Origin of the sequence: Streptomyces silvae (genome assembly GCF_016745505.1) — a bacterium.
GTDB classification, from domain to species: Bacteria; Actinomycetota; Actinomycetes; order Streptomycetales; family Streptomycetaceae; genus Streptomyces; species Streptomyces silvae.
In genome coordinates this window covers 12,697-29,342 of record NZ_JAERUC010000172.1, presented here as the reverse complement: position 1 = coordinate 29,342, position 16,646 = coordinate 12,697, and the positions used below count along the sequence as shown (strand labels likewise).

11 protein-coding genes are annotated in these 16,646 nt (G+C 71.4%); 4 read left to right on the top strand and 7 right to left on the bottom strand.

Translation table 11 applies throughout. The features are described 5' to 3' along the window. Positions 1-72 precede the first annotated feature (72 nt). Both JKV81_RS36725 and JKV81_RS27200 read right to left on the bottom strand, forming a co-directional pair. Positions 73-2,859, bottom strand: a complete 2,787-nt coding sequence (locus tag JKV81_RS36725; RefSeq protein ID WP_202078221.1) for a tetratricopeptide repeat protein — start codon at positions 2,857-2,859, stop codon at positions 73-75. Beyond that, positions 2,856-3,617, bottom strand: a complete 762-nt coding sequence (locus JKV81_RS27200; protein WP_164992659.1) for a toll/interleukin-1 receptor domain-containing protein — start codon at positions 3,615-3,617, stop codon at positions 2,856-2,858. The genes JKV81_RS36725 and JKV81_RS27200 overlap by 4 nt, the downstream gene beginning before the upstream one ends. Positions 3,618-3,769: 152 nt before the next feature. On the opposite strand from JKV81_RS27200, the gene JKV81_RS27195 reads away from it, so the two are divergent. Continuing rightward, positions 3,770-4,216: a hypothetical protein gene (locus tag JKV81_RS27195; protein WP_202078219.1), complete on the top strand. Its 447-nt coding sequence runs from the start codon at positions 3,770-3,772 to the stop codon at positions 4,214-4,216. 27 nt (positions 4,217-4,243) lie between these two features. On the opposite strand, the gene JKV81_RS27190 is transcribed toward JKV81_RS27195, so the two are convergent. Then, positions 4,244-4,678 carry an HIT family protein gene (locus JKV81_RS27190; RefSeq protein WP_124278373.1) on the bottom strand — a complete coding sequence of 145 codons (435 nt, stop codon included), beginning with the start codon at positions 4,676-4,678 and terminating at the stop codon, positions 4,244-4,246. A 355-nt stretch (positions 4,679-5,033) separates the two neighbouring features. On the opposite strand from JKV81_RS27190, the gene JKV81_RS27185 reads away from it, so the two are divergent. Beyond that, the gene (locus JKV81_RS27185; protein WP_202078217.1) at positions 5,034-7,307 is read left to right on the top strand and encodes a serine/threonine-protein kinase; all 2,274 of its coding nucleotides are present in this window, start codon (positions 5,034-5,036) and stop codon (positions 7,305-7,307) included. Positions 7,308-7,390: 83 nt separating this feature from the next. Here JKV81_RS27185 and JKV81_RS27180 read toward each other — a convergent pair whose 3' ends face one another. After that, positions 7,391-8,686 carry an MFS transporter gene (locus tag JKV81_RS27180; RefSeq protein ID WP_129266850.1) on the bottom strand — a complete coding sequence of 432 codons (1,296 nt, stop codon included), beginning with the start codon at positions 8,684-8,686 and terminating at the stop codon, positions 7,391-7,393. Between the two features lie 319 nt (positions 8,687-9,005). On the opposite strand from JKV81_RS27180, the gene JKV81_RS27175 reads away from it, so the two are divergent. Continuing rightward, the gene (locus JKV81_RS27175; protein ID WP_202078215.1) at positions 9,006-10,103 is read left to right on the top strand and encodes a PLP-dependent cysteine synthase family protein; all 1,098 of its coding nucleotides are present in this window, start codon (positions 9,006-9,008) and stop codon (positions 10,101-10,103) included. Between the two features lie 79 nt (positions 10,104-10,182). Here the strand turns inward: JKV81_RS27175 and JKV81_RS27170 are convergent, their stop codons facing one another. Both JKV81_RS27170 and JKV81_RS27165 read right to left on the bottom strand, forming a co-directional pair. Further along, positions 10,183-10,734 (bottom strand): YciI family protein, encoded by a 552-nt coding sequence (locus JKV81_RS27170; RefSeq protein ID WP_202078213.1) that lies wholly within the window; start codon positions 10,732-10,734, stop codon positions 10,183-10,185. 126 nt (positions 10,735-10,860) lie between these two features. Then, on the bottom strand, positions 10,861-12,843 hold the full coding sequence (locus JKV81_RS27165) for a glycoside hydrolase family 84 protein (protein ID WP_372444252.1): 1,983 nt from the start codon (positions 12,841-12,843) through the stop codon (positions 10,861-10,863). Between the two features lie 238 nt (positions 12,844-13,081). Here JKV81_RS27165 and JKV81_RS27160 point away from each other — a divergent pair, with 238 nt between their 5' ends. Next, entirely contained in the window at positions 13,082-15,112 is a 2,031-nt protein-coding gene (locus tag JKV81_RS27160) for a glycoside hydrolase family 20 protein (protein ID WP_202078211.1), read from the top strand. Positions 15,113-15,216: 104 nt separating this feature from the next. Here JKV81_RS27160 and eno read toward each other — a convergent pair whose 3' ends face one another. Continuing rightward, a complete protein-coding gene (gene eno / locus JKV81_RS27155) occupies positions 15,217-16,521 on the bottom strand; it encodes a phosphopyruvate hydratase (protein WP_129260923.1) in 1,305 nt (434 codons plus the stop codon). Between the last annotated feature and the right edge of the window lie 125 nt (positions 16,522-16,646).

Here is a 16,646-nt window from a genome sequence, read left to right as displayed (position 1 = left end):
CCTCGCGGACTCGGGCGCCCTCCCCGGCCGTCCCGACGAATCCGCGGAACCGGGGCGCGGCGCGGCGCGGACTCAGTCCCGTACCACTTCGTGAGCCGGGGAGTCGGCAGCTCCGCGCACCTCCGTGAGCGCAGCCAGAAACTCCGCCAGTCTCGCCTCGTGGGCCTGTGGCGTGGTGTCCGCGAGCCGGCGTTGCACGGCGACGGCATCGCTGAGGGAGTCGACCGCGTCCATGTGCCGGCTGAGGCGCGCCAAGTTCACTCCGCGGAGATACAAGGCCTGGGCGAAGGCCGGCTCGTACACCCGGGGGTGCCCGGCGGTGAGCCGCCGGTAGATGTCCACCGTCTGTTCCGCCGCCGCCAGAGCGGCCTGTGGGCCCTTCTCGCGCGCGTAGGTCTCCGTGAGGTGGACCAGCACGCGTGCGAGGTCGGCCTCGTGGAGCACCGGGTTGGTTCGCGCCAGGCGCACGAAGCGGGTGAGGGCCAGTTCCAGGGTTTCCAGGGCCTCTTCGTGACGGCCCGTCATGGAGCACACGACGCCCAGGCTCGACAGGTCGTCCAGCAGACGCGGCTCGTAGGCCTGGGGATTGACCTCGACGAGACGTTCGGCCATGGCCACGGCCTGACGGAATGCCGCACGCGCCTGCTGAGTTCGGCCGGACGCCAGAAGGGCGGTGCCGAGTGCGGAGACCGCTTGCTGGTACGGCGGCAGGAGGTAGGGGACGGTGCCGTCTTCCGGCAGAGGATCGGGTAAGAGCTGCTCGAAGAGTGTCACCCCTTCTTCGGCCGTGGCCAGGGCTGGTTCGTGGCGGCCGAGATGGAGCTGTGTGCCGCTGAGATGTGCAAGGCTCTGCGCGAGACCGGCCTGCATGGCCTCCAGGTGTTCGGTCTCGCCGGCACGGGAGTGCTTCCGGACCTGGCGGCGCCAGACGTCTCGCGCCTTGATCCTCACCTTCAGTGCTTCCGTATGGCTTGCGACCTGGCTCAGCAGAGTGCCCTGGTTGTCGAGTGCGTGGGCGAGGTCGTGCGCCGAGCGTGGGCTGCCGTCGTCCGCCAGCTGCCGACGTAACCTGACGGCCTCGTCGGCCTGCTCCAGGGCCTCCGGGTACCGGCCCAGCGCCCAGAGTGCGGTGCCGAGGGCGTGGAGCGCATGGGCGTACCGGCGACGGTCACGGTCGGCGAGTGGCCGGCGGAGGGCCACGGATGCCTGTGCTGATTCCAGCGCTTCCTCATGCCTGCCGGCGGCGCTCAGCCGGACGCACAACTCTTCATGGAAGTCGGCCCGCGTCGCATCCTCTTCCGTGTGGGCGAGCACGTGGTCGCCGAGCCGCCGCATGACATCAGCGATCCCCGGCGCGAGATCGGGGGCCGGGTAAGGGAAGAACGGGTGCATGGCCATGAACAGCGAGACGTCGATACCGGGAACGCTCGCGAGAGAGGTCAGCGCCGCGTTGCCCCCCGCTGTCGCGAGCGCAGGGTCCCTGAGCAGGATCTCGTTCAGATACGCCGCGAGATGGGGCCAGCGGGCCGCCGCGTCAGCGAGGAACGTGAGACCGCGGGGTGTCCAGGCCGGTGGCTCGGCGCCCTCGCCGGTACGGGCCATCAGCGTCGACACCGTTCCGGGAGCCCACGCCTGGTGCGGGTGGTCCGCCTGGTGGCCGGGCAGGGTCAGGGCGAGGAAGTCCTCCGTGAGCCGGTCCGGGTAAAGCGGCTCCAACGCCAGGGCCGCGTCCGACGGCGGATAGCAGAACGCGTGGTCCTCCATGGCCTGCGCGGCTGCGGGCGTCTCCAGGCGCCCCAGGACCGCCAGGCCCCCCGCGCGCGGGAGGGCCCCGGTCAGCCCGGCGATGAAGACGAGGCGGTTCATCGCATCGGGTGGGGTTCGGAAGGGGCGAAGGGCGGGGGAGTCCGGAGCCCCGTCGCCGTACAGACGTGCCCAGTGGAGCTGTTCACGGTTGAGGAGGTACGCCGTCAGGCGGCCCATGTCGTCGGGCGGTCGCCCGCCCCGGCCATGACAGTCGACGGCGACGAGCGCGGCCATGTGTACGGCCAGGGTCAGCCCGAAGTCCGCACCGGAGAGGCTGTCGGGCGGAGGGACTAGGCGAGCCGAGGGACGTCCGTAGATCCGCGCGAAACTGTCCCGGGCGGCCTCGAACATTTCGGTTCGCTCGTCCGGGGTCGCGGGCCTGGCGTCCCCGGCTTCGCCGTCGAGCGGTGCGAGGACGTGCCCTGAGGTCCCGGCCTGGTACGTATCCAGGATGCCGCGGATCGCGGGCCAGGCGTTGGCCGTGCGCGCCACCATGAGGACCCGGGTGGTCACCCCGGTCCTGTGCAGCAAGTTGTTCTTCAGCAACCAGGTCAGGGCTGCCAGCTGCCACCGGTCCGCGTAGTCGACGACGACCAGCAGCCCCGTGTGCCCCGTCAGGCTCAGGTCCTGGGTACTCTCCCTGATCCAGTCCGCATCGGGCCCGTGGAAGGCGGCCACGACCTTCCAGCCCGCCGCAGCGGACCGTGCGGCGAACTCGGTCGCCAGGCGGGTCTTGCCCTGGCCGCCCGGCCCGTGGAGCCAGCGCACGGCGAGGCGCGGGCCCGTATCACGCCATTCGCCGAGGCGGATCAGATCGCCTTCCCGCCCCACGAACGGCACGACGAGCCGACGAGCGTTGAGCATGCGGCTCGGCAGCTCGCGGAGCCAGTCCGGGTCTGCCGGCTCCTCGGAACGCCAGTTCGCCAGCAGGTAGAGGGGCTGTCCGCTGCCGAACACGTGGATGTCCGCACCGACGACACCGAAGGCGAAGCCGTTGACGGCAGTGACCTGTTGGAGGTGCCGGCCCTCTTCCGGAGCTCCGGTCCCGGTCACCGTGCGCCGTCCTCGCCCTCGGCGGCGCCTGTGCCGGTGTCCGTCGCGGGCAGGGGGGCTTGGTGGAAGTGGACGTTGCCGTTCAGCGCGCCGACGGCAATCCCGCCGTACGACGTGATGGATTGCTGCGCAGGCGCGGCCGCCCCCTGCGGCTTCGGAGTGGCGGTTGCTGCTTCCGGCGCCGGGCCGGGGGAGGGGTGCTCGGAAGCGCTGCGGGCAGGGAGATGGGGCCGAGGTCCCAGAGGGGGCACCGTCTCGAACGGTTGCTGGAGGAGGTAGCGCAGAAGCCCCTCGATTCCAGGCCGGTCGAGGGAGGGAACCTCGTAGACAGTGACGGCCCCTCCGGTCATGAATGAAGGAAGGTCGTCACTGCTCTGGCCGGGCAGGACCACTCCCAGGATGCGCATGTGCCAGTCGCTGGGGTTCCGGTGCACGATCGCGCGCAGTTGGCGGGCCTCCCAGGCCACTCCTCTGCCGATCCCGGCTTCCTCCTCGCCCTCTGCGCGACGACGGTAGGCGGGTGACGCGATGACAAGGATGTGGTCCGCCTCGCGGATCTGGCCCGTCATCCACATCGGCCAGTCCTGGGGCTGTTCCGCCGCCGGTCCGTCGATCTGCGCGTCCACATGGTTGCCGCGGAGAAGGGCCCACAGGCACCGGACCCGTTCCTTGTGGGCGTCGTCGTCCTGGGCGTACGAGATGAAGACGCGAGGGGCGGACGGGGAATTCTCTGCCGTCGGCACATCAGGTTCGGTCACCGTTCCACGGTACCGAGCACCGGGCCCCGGGCGCCCTGTCCTCGGTGCGGCCCGGCGGCTTCGTGGTGGTGGGCGAATCTGCCTGCGGCTCATGGCGCATGCGTACCCGCGTCGGTACGATCGGTGCCGCGCGTGAACCGAGGGGGAGTGCCATGACAGCACTGAGTGACGGGCCGGAGACACCTGTGGTCCGTGCGCCCCTCGACGCGGATCGGATCAAGCATCTCGAGTTCATCCAGGCTGTCATCACCCGTATGGGCACCAACTCGTTCCTGGTCAAGGGATGGGCGCTTACTCTCGCTGCCGCCTTCCTCGCCCTGTCCGCCGGCCGACTGAGCTGGCCGCTCGCCCTCGCCGGAGCTGTGCCACTGATCTGTTTCTGGTCACTGGACGGCTGCTTCCTCCGCCAGGAGCGGTTGTTCCGGCATCTGTACGAGGACGCCCGCCGCCCGGCGAGCACGGTCGAGGTCCTGTCGATGAACATCGGGCCTTACATGGAACGGGTTTTGTGGAAACACGTAGCCTTTTCCAGCACACTGCTGTTGTTCTACGGCGCTCTGCTCGTGGCGGACCTCGCGGTCGTCGCTATCGCCGTGTAGCAACTGCGACCCCAGCGGTTCTCGAATTCAAGGTGACATTCTCCGGCATTCCGAGGAGATCTGGGCGGCCAGGGCGTCCAGCTCCGCATCGTCCTCGAACGCGTCGCCCTTCGGCGGCCAGATGCGGCCCATCGCATCCCCGGTCCACCGGGGTACGAGGTGTGTGTGGCAGTGGAAGACGCTCTGCGAGGCAGCGGTCCCGGCGGAGTTGATGACGTTCATCCCCTCCGGCTCCAGCGCCGCACGCAGCGCTCTGCCGACCGCCAGGGTGGTCCGCGTCAGGTGCTGGACGGAAAGGTCGTCCATCGTCCACAGATCCGCGAAGTGCGTGCGGGGAACGACCAGGGTGTGCCCCCGGGTCGCGGGCGCCAGGGGAAGAAAGGCCACTGTGTACGGGTCCGAGAACACCGTGCGCGCCTTGCTCGGGTTGTCGATGATGTCGCAGAAGACGCAACTGTCCATCTGGCTCTCGTCCGTTCGGATCGGAAAATCAGGGAAAGCGTGAAAGTGCGGTAATGCTGCCCTGCCTGCGCAATTCCGGCATTCAGGGTAGCGGCAGGGCCCAGAACGGACAGCGGGTACTCCGACGAACCGGACGGTCGCCACCACCGCCGTGGGATCAGGCGCCCCGCGCACATCCGTCGACGCCGCAGTGCGGTGCCGCTCAGGCCTCGCCGCGTGCGGTCGCGAGCCGCTCCGGGGGCCCGGTACGTCACCCGCTTCGTTCGGCCGTACCTCCCTGCGGCTAGTTTGTGTGCAGGACAGAAAAGCAGGCCCGTGATGGCAGAAGCGCACGGGGGACGGGAGGGCGGGAAGAGTGTCGCTGCGCGGAGGTGATCCAGCCGAGATCGGCGGCTATCCGCTCGAGGCGCGGCTCGGCTCGGGTGGCATGGGCACGGTCTTCCTGGCCCGTACGAGCTCGGGGCGGCCTGTCGCGATCAAACTCATCCACCAGCAGTTCGCGGGGGACGAGGAGTTCCGCATCCGTTTCCGGCAGGAGGTGGCGGCCGCGAGACGGGTGAGCGGCGCGTTCACCGCGGCCGTGGTCGACGCGGCGCCCGAGGCCGAGCAGCCGTGGATGGCGACGACCTATATCGAGGGGCACACGCTCGCCCAGCACATCGCCGCGAACGGTCCGCTCGACGGAGTGGAGCTGCGGAGGCTCGCCATCGGGCTGGCCGAGGCGCTGCGCGACATCCACCGGGTCGGCGTCGTCCACCGCGACCTGAAGCCCTCGAACGTCGTGCTCTCGCCCGAAGGCCCCCGCGTCATCGACTTCGGCATCTCGCGCGCCGTGGACCAGCAGACGCTGACGATGACGGGGCGGGTCATCGGTACGCCGCCCTTCATGTCGCCCGAGCAGTTGCAGGCGCCGCGTGGCGTGGGGCCGCGCTCCGACGTGTTCTCGCTCGGGACGCTGCTGGTGTACTCCGCGACGGGCCACGGGCCCTTCGACGCGGACAGCCCGTACATGACGGCGTACCAAGTGGTGCACGAGGAGCCGTCACTGGGTGCCGTGCCGACGGCTCTGCGCGCGGTCGTCGAGTCGTGCCTGGACAAGGAGCCGGAGGGACGCCCCTCCGCGGACGAGCTCCTCGTGCTGCTCCGGGACCTGCCCGCCGACCTCGGTGGCACCGAGGCGACCGGGGCCGGCGCGGGCCGTACCCGCGACATGATCACCCAGCACGACGCCGCGGCACGGGCCACCCCGGCGCCGTCCGCCCCCGCCACCGGCCCGCCCGGTTCCGGCACGGAAGGCACGGGCGCGGAAAGCTCCGGTACGCAGGACACCGGCACAGCCCTCCGCCGCCGGCTGCGCAGCCGCTGGCGCCCCGTGCTCGCCGCCGCGGTCGCGGTGGCGGCGATCGGCGGCGGAGCCACCGTGCTGAAGGCGGGCGGCTCCGGTGGAGACAGCGGCGGTGACAAGGGCGGCGACGTCGCGGCGGCGGGTGCCGCGCTTCCGGCCGGCTTCAAGCCGTGGCGCACGACGGTGCAGGGCGGAGACGAGGGCATCCCCGACGAGCTGCGCTGCGTCTCGCGCGACGACGCGCTGTTCTGCGGGGGCGGGGGAGTGGTCGCGACCCGTATCAGCCTCCTGGACGGCTCGCAGGCGTGGACGGCGAAGAGCCCCGGCGTTCCCGTCCAGGGCATGCACCTGGTGGGCGCCACCGACGACACCGTGCTCGGATACCGCTTCGCCGCCCAGGACGACCCCCAGGGCCCCCTCAGCGAGGTGGTGGCCCTCGACGCCGGCACGGGGCGGAAGCTGTGGTCCGTCCCGTCCGGCGCCCAGTCGACGGCTGTCACGGGCCGGTCCCAGGACGCCCTGCTGGTCGGTTCGGCCGTCGTGACGGTCGACGCCTCCAACTCCAGCCTGGAGGCCCGGGACGCACACAGCGGCGACGTCACCTGGACGGCGTCGTTCCCCGCCGGCACGCGGTGTGCTCCCGTCCTGGCGGGCCCGCAGCTCATGGCGATGTGTGCCACGGACGCGGAGCTGGATGCCTCCGAGGTCGGCAACCCCACCCTGTACACGGTGGACCGGTCCTCGGGGGCGCTGGGCAGGCCCATCGCGGTCGACGGTCCGGCCGTGCCGACGGGTGTCGCCGACGGCAGTCTCGTACTCCTCAAGGAGCACAGGGACGGACCGGCGACGACCGGCTACGACGGGGTGGCGCGGGTCGACCCGGCCTCGCGGAAGGTCACGTACTCCCGGCTGGCGACGACCTACGAAGGGACGCCCGGCATGGCGGGCGGCACCGTCTACGTGAGCGGGCAGACCGGTCGCGTCACGGCGCTCGACCCCGCCACCGGCCGGAAGAAGTGGTCGCGGCAGACAGCCGTGGAGGGCGCGTCCGGACCCGTGGCGGGAGCCGACGCGCTGTACTTCAGCTCGTCCACCGGCCGGGTGGTCGCGCTGTCGCCGGACGACGGCACGCTCCTGTGGACGACGGACCCGCAGGCCGACGGCCTGACGGGCGAGCAGGGCGCGAGCCCGCGCGTGACCGTCGCGGGGCGTGCGGTGGTCGTGGCCGCGGCCGAGAACACCCTCTTCGCCTTCGACACGCGGAAGCCGCCGAAGTCGGGCTGACCGGGGCGGCCCGGCGTGCACGTGTCACGCCGGTCGTCCCCGTTCCGTACGCCGGGAAGGGCCGCCGGCACCACGCCCACACGTCACGCCGCTTCCGGTGCGCCGCCCGTCGCCGCCTCGTGCGCCGCGCGGCGGCGGTTGGCGTCCTCGTCGGTCCGTGCGTCGTACGTCAGGAGCTTCGGCAGCGCAGCGGCGAGAAGGCCCACCGAGGCCAGGCAGGCGATGCCCCCGGTCCAGATCGCGGGGCGGGCCCCCGTCCAGCCGGCCATCGCGCCCGCGCGCACCTGGCCGAGCTGGGGGCCGACGCTGTAGGAGAGCACCTCGATGCCGGCCAGCCGGCCGCGCAGTTCGTCGGGGATGGTCTGGTTCCAGATGGTCGAACGGCCCAGCCCGCTCAGCATGTCCCCCGCACCGGCCAGCCCCAGGCACACCAGCACCAGCCAGACGTTGGACAGCCGGCCCGCGGCCGCGATGGCCAGACCCCACCCGGCCGCGCCGAACACGACCAGGAGCCCGTGCCGCTGGATGCGGGACACCCAGCCGCTGGTCAGGCTCACCAGTACCGAACCGACCGATCCGGCCGTGTACATCAGCCCCAGGGACCAGTCGGCGTCGAGCGCGTCGGCGAGGAAGGGGAAGATCGTGTTCGGGAAGGCGAAGAACATCGCCGCCAGGTCCACCGCGTACGTCCCCAGCAGGACCGGGCGCGACCAGGCGTAGCGAGCGCCCTGGGCGATGCCGCGCAGTGACGGCTTCTCGGCGTTCTCGGCGGGTGGCACGGGGGTGAGCCGCAGACACATGGCGACCGACACGGCGAAGCAGGTGACCGTGGTGGCGTAGGCCGGAACATTGCCCGCGTACGCCACGACCAGGCCCGCCAGCGCGGGACCGGCGATCGCACCGGCCTGCCAGCGGAACGCGTTGAGCGCGGCCGCCGCCGCGAGCTGGTCGTGCGGCACGATCCGGGCCAGCAGCGAGTCCAGCGCGGGCCGTTGGAGACCGGCCAGCGCCGCCACCCCGGCCGCCACCACGTAGAGCGGCCACAGCATCGGCTCCGGCAGCATCGCGTTCACCAGCAGGACGGCCGCCAGCAGCCCCAGTCCGGCCTCGGTGAGCAGGATGACCTTGCGCCGGTCGACCGCGTCGGCGAGCGCCCCGCCGTACAGACCGAAGACGATCAGCGGCACGAGCTCGACGGCGCCCATCGCGCCCACCGCGAGCGGGGACCCGGTCAGCTCCTTGATCTGGAGCGGCAGCGCGACCAGGGCCATGAAGCTGCCGAAATTGGTGATCAGCCCTTGTACCCAGAGGAGCCGGAAGTCGCGTGAGGAATGCCAGGGGGAGAGGTCGGGCAGCACCGCGGACAGTTTTGACGTCATGGCCGGACGCCCGCTGTCGGCGCGCATGATCGAGGCATTGCGGAACTCCACGTGCTCGGACGCCTGAGGTGCCCTGCTCCCGGTGCTCGTCGACCCACCCGGCACCGGAACAGCCCCGTGACGTGGTCGCACGCGTGAAGTCGGCGCACGCCTCTGGCGAGATATTAGGTAAGGCTTGCCTTTTTCTTTGGCAGTTTATGGGCGTGGGTGCCGTGTCGCAATCAAGGTAATGGGACAGCTGATATAGCGATCAGGACACCGTGCGACGGTGTGGTCGCCCCCTCGTCCCGTCCGGTCGGGCTCCAGTAGGGTCCCGGTCATGACCGAGGAGTACGCCGACGAGTGGGCCGCCCAGGCGCTCCGGCGGGTACGGGCGGGCGGCGCGGATGTGACACCCACGCCTCTGCGGCCGCTCCCGCTCCCCGCGATCCGGGGTATCGACATCTACCTCAAGGACGAGTCCGCGCACCCGACGGGCAGCATCAAGTACCGCCTGGTGCGTGCCCTGTTCCGCGAGGCGATCGCCAACGGCACTCTCACGGCCGGTACGCCGGTGATCGCGGCCACGAGCGGGGCGGTCGCCGTCGCCGGAGCCCACTTCGCGCGCCTGCTGGATCTCGCCTTCACCGCCGTCGTGCCGGCCGGGACCCCTGCGGGCGTCCTGGCCAGGATCGGGGCGGAGGGCGGGCGTTGGCAGGTGGGTGAGCAGCCGCCGGCCGCGGTGCAGCAGGAGGCGAGGGCGCTGGCCGAGCGGCTCGGCGGCCACTTCCTGGACCATTTCGCCGACGCGGGACGGGCGATGGCCGTGTGCGGTGAGCCGACCGCCGCCGACGAGATCTTCGCCCAGCTGGCCGGGGAGCGGCACCCTGTTCCGGAGTGGATCGTCACCGGTGCCGGAACGGGGGCGACCTCCGCGTCGGTCGGACGCCATCTGCGAGACCACGGCCGTAAGACGCGCCTGGCCGTGGTGGATCCGGAGAACTCCGCCTACTTCCCTGCCTGGGCGAGCGGGTGCGCCGACTACACCACCGGGATGCCTTCGCGGATCCCGGGGATCGGCCGCCCACGGACCGAGCCCGGTTTCCTCCCGGAGGTGATCGACCTCATGATTCCGGTGCCGGACGCGGCGTCCGTCGCGGCCCTGCGGTGGCTCCGCACCGCTGCCGGGATCGATGCCGGTCCGTCGACCGGAACCCACTTCTGGGGAACGTGCCACCTGGTGGCACGGATGCGCGAAGCAGGCGTACGGGGCAGCGTCGTCACCCTCATCGGCGACACCGCCGAGCCGTACCTGACAACTCACCTCGACCCCTCATGGGTCCGTGCGCGGGGGCTCGACCCCGCACCGTACGAGGCCGCCGTCGAGCGTTTCGCCCGCACCGGGGAATGGCAGGCCGGGCCCTGGCACGCTCGGTGAATCGCCGCCGTCCTCGCCGCTGACGGTGTGGGAGGTGACGGACGGCTTCGCCGGGTGCTGCCGGTCCCGTGGCCCTCGGTCATGAAGACCGCCCGCCTGGCTGCCAGTTGTGTACCTCGATGTCGGCGTACCGGTCCGGGGTCAGCAGGGCGCGCGCCGTGCCCGGATCGGGCGCGCGGACCAGCGCGGCCGTGCCCACCCAGGTGGCGCCGTCGTCGGCCAGCAGCGGCCCGTAGGCGATCAGGTCGTCCCGGCCGGGCGGCACCGCGAGGTCGGCGGCCTGCCCCGAGCCGAGGCCGATCACCAGGTACCGGCTGCTCTCGGTGGTGATGGCGGGGGAGTCCCACATGGTGCGCCCCAGCAGGTTGCGCCACCGTCGCAGTAGCACGTCGCGGTAGACGCCCGCCTGGTAGTTGGGCTCGTCGAAGGCGAACGCGCGGGCGGCCGCGGGATCGGGCAGGTCGACGATGTGGATGCTTCCGGTGGGTGTGTCGCCGTCGTCCGCGAGGGTCGGACCGCGGGCGATCATCTCCTTCGCGTACCCGTCCATGTAGGACCAGTGTGCTTCCAGCAGTTCGTCGCGCAGCGGGAGGGAGTCGGACCGGTCGCGGTGGTAGCAGAGGTACTCCATGCCCGAAGCATGTCCCGGGGGAGGTGATCGGGTCGAGTGGGTTTCACCGCCGGCTCCGGTCCCGGCGGTGACCCGTGTTCCGCATGCCCGAGCGGAACACGGGTCACCCCCCTGGGGCACCGGACCTTACTGCTGGGCGGCCGCCGCGGCCTTGTCCAGGAAGGTGTCGAGCACACCGTCACCGACCTTGGGCTGGACCTTGCCCCAGGAGTTGCGCGGCGGGTCGACGCGCAGGGCGCGGGCCTGATCCTGCAGTTCGGCCGACTCGGCGAGCAGCCGTTCCGCTGCCGCCGCGTCCCCGTCGGCGTGTGCAGAGAGCGCGTCGACGGTCTTCACCATCGCGCCGCCCCACAGCTCGGTGGCGTCCAGCCACGGCGCCGCGTCCACGGTGAAGCCCTTCTCCACGTCGCCGCCGCGGATGGTGGCCGGGGCCTTCCGCACGGCCACCGCGTAGGCACGCAGCGACTTCAGTGCCTTCGTACGGTCGCCGCCGTCCTCCCAGGCGGTCCAGAACTCCGCGACGCGGCGCCCTAGTTCGGGAGCCTGGGGCTGCCACGGCTCCGCGCCGAAGGTCGGCGCCATGTGCTCCAGGTCGCCGAGAACCAGCAGTGCGTCGGTCGCCGCGCGGTCCCCGCCGGCGAGGTAGGACATGACCCGCGGCCAGCTCTTCGCCGCGTCGTACCCCCGGTCGTTCCAGGCGAAGTCGGCGGCGCCGAAGACGGCGACCTTGCTGGCGTACGGCTGGTTCATGGGGTTGGCGACGATGCCCGAGAGATGCTCCGAGAGGCCGGCCTCACGCTTGTCGTACGGTGCGAGCAGCAGACGGCCGCTGGTGTTGCCGAAGTCGTTGACCGGATAGTTGTCCCAGACGAAGACCCGGCGGCCGAAGAGCTCCGAGATCCGGTCGGCCTCGTCGTTGGTGATCCGCGGGGGCACGACGTCGGTACCGGTCCACATCACCACGACCTCCGGGTCCAGGGTGTCCCGGACGGTCTTCTTGTACGGGCTGTCCCGCAGGTCGCCGTACTCCGTGGGCACCATCTGCAGCGGCTTCGCGCCGTCGTGGCCGGCGATGAAGTCGCGCTGCAGGTCGTTCAGCAGGTCGACCTGGGCCTTGGCGGCCGACTCCTGGCCGGGTTCGCCGTACGCCGCGCGGTCCGCCTCGCAGTTCCAGCTCGTGTAGTTGATGTCGTCGAGCGGGATGGAGAAGGCGCGGGTGCCCAGGTCGTACAGCGCCTGGAGCTTGGCCTTGAGCGTCGCGCGGTCCCCGGCGTCGGAGTAGCAGATCGACTCGCCGGGGGACACGGCGAAGGTGAAGCGCACATGGTTCGCGGTGGCCCGGCCGACCAGCTCGCCGAGCTCGGTGAGCTTGTCCTCCGGGTAGGGCTCGCGCCACTTGCCGCGGTGGTACGGGTCGTCCTTGGGGGCGTAGATGTACGTGTTGGCCTTGACGTCCCCGTAGAAGTCCATCTGGTCCAGGCGTTCCTGGTGTGTCCAGGGCTGGCCGTAGAAGCCCTCGATGGTGCCGCGCAGCGGCATCGACGGGTGGTCGCCGACCTGGACACCGGAGATCTTCCAACGCCCGCCGGCGCGGAGGAAGAGCTGGCGCAGGGTCTGCACGGCGTAGTACTGGCCGTCGGCGTCCCGGCCGCCGAGTGCGACGGTCCCGGCGTTACGGGTCCGGTCGACCCGCAGGGCGTAACCCTCGGCCTGACCGGGTACCTCGGCGTCCCCGAGCGCCCGGGCGATGTCGTCGCGGTCCGCCGCGCCGAGCCGCACGGTGAGGTGCCGCGCGGCGTCCCCGGGAACGTTTCCGGGGGCGACGACCTTGACCTGGCGGGCGCCGTGGTTCTTGAGCTCCCGCACCAGCCGGTCCCTGGCGGCTGCGTCCGTCGCGTCGTCGGCGACGACATAGACCTTGCCGGTCACCCGGACGTCGTCACCTGTGCGGCTGATGCTCTGCGGGGTCGGGGAGACCGGCGGTGTCGTGGCGACCGCGCTGCGGGGTGCGTCGGGGGCGGCGGTGGCCGGCAGGGTCTGGAGCAGCAGACCGCTTGCGAGTGCGAAGCACGTGCAGACAGCAAGCGTGGTGTTTCTGCGACTTCCCACGTCATCTCCTCAAATGGTCCAGTCCAACAACTTGCCTGGTTTCCAACGATGCTGGACCAGGAAGCCGGAAGGCATAAGACGTATGGGGTCTAGACCTCTTGGTGGTGAGCCTTTACTCTGGCCAACATTCCCGACCGGGGTCTATGTTTGGCATGCTCCGGCCATTCTGCCCACCTGGGCCGTTGCCCGGCCCTGCGCGCCGCATGACCCTGTCCCAGAGGAAGCATGGAAGGTGATCATGAGATCCGGAAGACGCCGCAGTACCGTCGCAGCGCTCGGCGTGGTGGCGGCCGTCGCGGCCGCCCTGCTCCCGACAGCCCCCGCCGGAGCGCGGGAGGGCGGTGCCGCGGCGCCCCAGGTGCTGCCCGCGCTGCGGGAATGGCAGGCCGGATCAGGCGAGTTCCGCTTCGGCGCGGGCAGCCGGATCGTGCTCGACGACGCCGATGCGCGGACCACCGCCGACGCACGCCGCCTCGCGGGCGAGCTGCATGAGGTGACCGGGCGCACCCCTCAGGTGGTCACCGACCGGCCGTCCCGCCCCGGTGACATCCTGCTGAGCCAGGACGCCGGCCGGAAGGCGGACCTGAAGGACGAGGGGTACCGCCTGGAGTCCGGCGCCCGGCTGACCGTCACCGGCGCCACCTCCACCGGCGTCTACCACGGCACCCGCACCGTGCTCCAGCTGCTGCGCGCGGACGGCACGGTCCCGGGCGGCTCGGCCACCGACGTGCCGGAGTACCGGGAGCGCGGCGTGGGTGTCTGCGCCTGCTACATCCACATCTCCCTGGACTGGTTCGAGCGGCTGATGCGTGACATGGCGTCGCAGAAGCTGAACCAGCTGTGGATCGAGGCCAAGGTCAGGAGCGACGTCGACCCCGAGTCCGCGTTCTGGGGCTACTACACCAAGGACGAGGTGCGGCAGCTCGTCAGGACGGCCGAGCGCTACCACATCGAGCTGGTCCCGGAGATCAACTCGCCCGGCCACATGGACACCTACCTGGAGGGCCACCCCGAGCTCCAGCTCAAGGACAAGGACGGCACGCCCTCCCCGCCGCGCCTGGACATCACCCGGCCCGAGGCGTTCGCGTACTACACCTCGCTGGTGGACGAGGCGCTCGACGTGTGGGACACCCGCTCCTGGCACATGGGCGCGGACGAGTACATGATCGGCACCGCCTATCCGGACTTCCCGCAGATCCAGGCGTACGCCACCGAGAAGTTCGGCGCCGGAGCCACACCCGACGACGCCTTCGTCGACTTCGTCAACCAGGTCGACGACCACGTACGCGCGGACGGTCGCACCCTGCGGGTCTGGAACGACGGACTGCTCGGCCGCAACCACCTGGTCGCCCTGGACCAGGACATCGCCGTGGAGCACTGGCTCGGCGGCGGTGGCGTGCAGAAGCCGTCCTCGCTGATCGCCGAGGGCCGCGAGGTGATGAACTCCTCGTACTCGCTCTACCTGGTGCGCGGCGGCTACACCATGCAGACCGCGAAGCTGTACGACTCCGGCTGGAGCCCGCTGAGCTTCGAGGACGAGACCCTCGCGACCAGGCCCGCGCACCTCACCGGCGCGAAGATCACCATGTGGCCGGACAGTGCCGCCGCGGAGACGGAGAACGAGGTCGAGGCGAAGGCGTTCATGCCCCTGCGGTTCATCGCCCAGGCCGCCTGGGGAGGCCCCCGGCCGGCACCCACGTACGAGGAGTTCGAGAAGCTGGCCCGGAGCATCGGGCACGCGCCGGGATGGGTGAACACCGACCGTGCGCCGCTCGGATCAGGCACGTACCAGCTGGTCGGGGCCGGCCGGGGCGGGAAGACGCTCGCTCCGGCGGGGCGGGCCGCCGGTGACACCGTGGGCTTCGCCGCCGGCCGTCGGGCGGCCTGGGAGGCCGCGGTCACGGCGGACGGCTACTACACGCTCCGGTCGGCGGAGACGGGCCTGTGTCTGGACGTCGAGCGGGGCAAGCGTTACCTGGGTGCCCCCATCGAGGTGGGGGCGGAGCTCACCCAGGAGGCATGCGCGGCGGACGAGCGCACCCAGCGCTGGCAGTTGTCGGCGGACGGGGGAGCCCTGACGGTGGTGAACGCCATCTCCCAACTGCAGGTGACGGCACGGGCCGAGGACGGCGTCGCGGTGCAGACCGCACCCGACGGGGCGAGGCCGACCCGCGTACGGGCCGTCCCCGCCCAGCTCAGGAACTCCGCTCAACTCGAGAACCCCGCGAAGCTCAGGAACCCCGCGGACTCAAGCACTCCGCGCACCTGACGACCTCCGGGAACCGCCGGCCCTGACCGCCCCGGCGGAGACGGCGTCGGCAACGCGGCGGCCGGGGCGGGCGATCCCTGCCCCGGCCGGCCTCCGCCCGTCGTTCAGGCCCGGCGCAGCGCGGAGAGGCCCGCGAAGCGTGCCGAGTCGCCCAGCTCCTCCTCGATCCGGATCAGCTGGTTGTACTTCGCCGTACGGTCGGAGCGGGAGAGCGAGCCCGTCTTGATCTGGCCGCAGCCGGTCGCCACCGCCAGGTCGGCGATGGTGGTGTCCTCCGTCTCGCCCGAGCGGTGCGACATCACAGCCGTCCAGCCCGCCCGGTGGGCCGTGTCCACCGCGGCCAGCGCCTCCGTCAGGGTCCCGATCTGATTGACCTTGACCAGGACCGAGTTGCCCACGCCGGTACGGATGCCCTCGCGCAGCAGCGTCTCGTCGGTGCAGAACACGTCGTCGCCGACGAGCTGGCAGCGGTCGCCGACGCGGGCCGTCAGCTCCCGCCAGCCCTCCAGGTCGTTCTCCGCCATCGGGTCCTCGACGGAGAGGACCGGGTAGGCGTCGATCAGCCGGACCAGGTGGTCGACGTGCTCGGAGGGGGTACGCCGCACGCCCTCGCCCGCGTAGTCGTACACCCCGTCGCGGAAGAACTCCGAGGAGGCCGGGTCCATGAGCAGGGCGATGTCCGTACCGGGGCGGTAGCCGGTGCGCTCGATGGCGGCCATCACGAAGTCGAGCGCCTCCTCGGCCGTACGCAGGGACGGCGCGAAGCCGCCCTCGTCGCCGACGCCGGTGGAGTGTCCTGCCGCCAGCAGATCGCGGCGCAGGGTGTGGAAGACCTCGCTGCCCATGCGGACGGCCTCGGCGAGACTGTCCGCGCCCACGGGCGCGATCATGAACTCCTGGAAGTCCAGCGGATTGTCGGCGTGGGCGCCGCCGTTGACGATGTTCATCATCGGCAGCGGCAGGAGGCGCGCGTCGGCGCCCCCGAGGTAGCGGTACAGGGGCAGACGGTGGGCCGCCGCGGCGGCCTTGGCGGCGGCGAGCGAGACGCCGAGGATCGCGTTGGCGCCGAGCCTGGACTTCGTGGCGGTGCCGTCGAGGGCGATCAGCGCGGCGTCGAGCCCCGCCTGGTCGGCCGCGTCCCGGCCGCGCACGGCCGCAGCGATCTCCCCGTTGACATGGGCCACCGCGCGGTCGACGCCCTTGCCGTGCCAGCGCGTGGAATCCCCGTCACGCAGCTCCACGGCCTCCCGGGTGCCGGTGGAGGCACCGGAGGGGACGGCCGCGCGCCCCAGGGACCCGTCCGTCAGGACGATGTCGACCTCGACCGTGGGGTTGCCCCGGCTGTCGATGATCCGGCGGGCGGTGACGGTCTCGATGGCGGCGCCGGGTCCTGCTGTCCGTGCGGACATGGGAGGTCCTTCCCGTTGTCGTGTGCCGTGGCTCCGGCTGCGACAACGCTGGCGCTGAGCCCGACAAGCGAAACCATACAGCAATGCTGCTCAGTTTTGCTGTACAGCATTGCTGTGCAGATCAG